Annotated in this window: 3 protein-coding genes; 1 reads left to right on the top strand and 2 read right to left on the bottom strand. The window is 54.5% G+C overall.

Annotation, left to right across the window (positions count from 1 at the left end; translation table 11 throughout):
• Window positions 1-57: 57 nt before the first annotated feature.
• Together GKC03_10075 and arsM are read right to left on the bottom strand one after the other, a co-directional pair.
• Window positions 58-714, bottom strand: a complete 657-nt coding sequence (locus GKC03_10075) for an HAD-IB family phosphatase (GenBank protein ID NYT12872.1) — start codon at window positions 712-714, stop codon at window positions 58-60.
• Between the two features lie 60 nt (window positions 715-774).
• Window positions 775-1,599: an arsenite methyltransferase gene (gene arsM, locus GKC03_10070; protein NYT12871.1), complete on the bottom strand. Its 825-nt coding sequence runs from the start codon at window positions 1,597-1,599 to the stop codon at window positions 775-777.
• Between the two features lie 111 nt (window positions 1,600-1,710).
• On the opposite strand from arsM, the gene GKC03_10065 reads away from it, so the two are divergent.
• Complete coding sequence (locus GKC03_10065) at window positions 1,711-2,460, top strand: hypothetical protein (GenBank protein NYT12870.1); 750 nt, start codon at window positions 1,711-1,713, stop codon at window positions 2,458-2,460.
• Window positions 2,461-2,562: the final 102 nt, after the last annotated feature.

Below are 2,562 nucleotides of genomic sequence, written 5' to 3'. Positions count from 1 at the left end.
TGGGAGGCTGTGTGTTCGTCCCCTTGATCGGGGAACACGGGTTCCCTGAAAGGTGATCTAATCCAGAAGAAGAGGAAGGATATCGCTCAGGTCGTCGCTATTGACCACCGCGTTGGCGTTCTCGGCCACCCAGGCGTCGATGGGGTTGTACGCGATCGAGAAGGAGCAACCCTTGAACATAGAGACATCGACGAAACTGTTGCCGACCGCCGCTGTTCGATCGCTGGATATTCCCCACTTTTCTAGAAAGGAGTCAAGCGCCTTTCTCTTGTTGACGAGCTCCACCCTGAGAATGCCCTTTCCAGTGAGGGCTCCTAAATCGTCCACCTCAAGGCCGTTGGCGGCCCATCCGTCGAATCCATAAGAATCGGCGATCCTCTGGGCCACGATGTCCAATCCACCGCTGACGATGATGGTCTTGATCCCCTCCGTTCTCAGCGCTTGAACGGTCTCTCCCACACCCTTCACTTCTGGAACTGGATCTAGAACATCATTGATGTAATCGATGTTGATGTCAGGGATCCGCTCCTTCCAGAGGGCGATGTCTCTGCGCATGAACTCGTGATCGTCGATGTCCCCGTCGATGAACTCCTGAAGGGCGGTGTCGTTGCTGACACCGAAGTGGTTGTGGATCCAACACCAGGTGGAGTTGTACTCCACCAGAACCCCGTCCATGTCGAACGCGACCAGATCGAAGCGCCTTCCCGAGCTCATCTACCGTATGAGGGACGTGCTGGTCTTAAGCTTTTCCCAGATATCCTTTATCACGGAATCTCAGGCCGGCTTCCAGGCCGCGATCCTGTCGCTTGCCACCGCAAGATATGAATTTATGACCAGTTCCTCGTTGAATTCCTTGCCCTCCCTTCGCCTCTTCTCGGCGATGGGCTTCACGATTTTTTTGAGCTCTTCCAGTGAGAATGTGTGCTGATCCTCTACCACAATATCTACGAAACCCGCCCTTGCCATTCCGCCAAGGTACTCGTCCTCCATTATGGCACCGGAAACGCAGGCCGACCACAATTCAAGATCCTCCTCGGCGCCTTCTGGAAGCTCCTTTATGAGAACCCTGTCGGAGATGGCGAGCTTTCCTCCAGGCCTCAGCACCCTGAAGGCCTCCCTGAAAACCGCCTCCTTATCGGTCACCAGGTTGATCACGCAGTTGCTGATGATCACGTCCACGGAATTGGATTCCACGGGCAGGTTCTCGATCTCCCCCTTTCTGAAGTCGACGTTGGAGAGAGACTGCTTCTCGGCGGCCGTCCTCGCCCTCTTCAGCATCTCGTCGGTTCGGTCCACGCCTATGACCAAGCCCTTTGGTCCCACCTTTCTTGCAGCGAGAAAGACATCCATACCGGCCCCGCTCCCCAAGTCGAGGACCACGTCCCCCTCCTTGAGTCCAGCTATGGCAACAGGGTTACCGCAGGCACAGCTGCGCTTTGAAACCTCCTCCGGTACCGAATCCAGATCCTCAGGGGTATAAATCTTGATGATCTGGCAATCTTCATCAAGACACGCTGTCACCTTTCCCTCGGTTGCCACCTTGCGGTAGCGGTCACCTACCGCTTCCCTGATGCTTTCCTCACTCTTCTCATTCGACATGGGAATCACTCTGATCGTTCTGTATAATCAACCATCATTAGGTATTTCAAATTTTCTCGAATTGCTTATGGACGCAATCTACTATCTACTCATTTCAACACCAGGACCGCAATGCTATTAAGAACTACAGATGATGGAAGGGCGATGATCACCCTGGTCGGCGTGGGTCACGTGTTCCAGATATCCGCTCAGGTGAGGCGGGTCATCTACGAGAAAAGAGCGAACGCGGTGTGCGTTGAATTAGATCCCCGTAGGTATAGGGCCCTGATCCAAGAAGGACAGGGTGCCAAACTTCCGGCCTCCTATCGCCTGCTCTCAATGTTCCAGAAGCGCCTAGCTCGACAGTTCGGGAGCGAGGTAGGCCAGGAGATGATCTCGGCGGTGGATACGGCCAAAGAGATGGGCGTCGACACCATCTTCATCGACGTGGATGCGGGTTCGATGTTCAACAACCTGTGGAGGCAGATGCCCCTCAAGGAGAAGGTAAGGCTGTTCTTATCTGGATTCATTAGCCTGTTCACCTCCAAGGACAAGGTGGAGAAGGAGCTTGAGAGTTTCCAGGAGAACGAGGAAGCCTACATGAGCGCCTTCGAGCATCACATGCCGACCCTGAAGAAGGTGCTCATCGACGACCGCAACCGGTTGATGGCCTCACGCATAGAGATGGCAGATGACCGATATGGGAATGTGGTCGCCATCATTGGAGATGGCCATGTGGAAGGTATCCGCAAGCTTCTCGAGGGAAGGGAGGTCCAGGTGACCAGATTGAGCGAACTAAGGACCATGGAACCCCTTGCTGATGATCCAGAAAAGGGAACCGGAGAGGTCACCTTCACCTTCACCACACAATTCGAAGAGTGAGACCAATCCTTTTTGTCCGGGCTCGCAGATTCAGGTGTGGTGCGAAGATGAATGTTAGGCTGCTGAGGTACACCGAGGACGCGGAGCTCCTGTGCTCCGCCG

This window comes from Methanomassiliicoccales archaeon (genome assembly GCA_013415695.1).
Lineage (GTDB): Archaea > Thermoplasmatota > Thermoplasmata > Methanomassiliicoccales > JAAEEP01 > JAAEEP01.
Note: the sequence above shows the minus strand (reverse complement) of the source record. Positions and strands in the feature narration are given on the sequence as shown.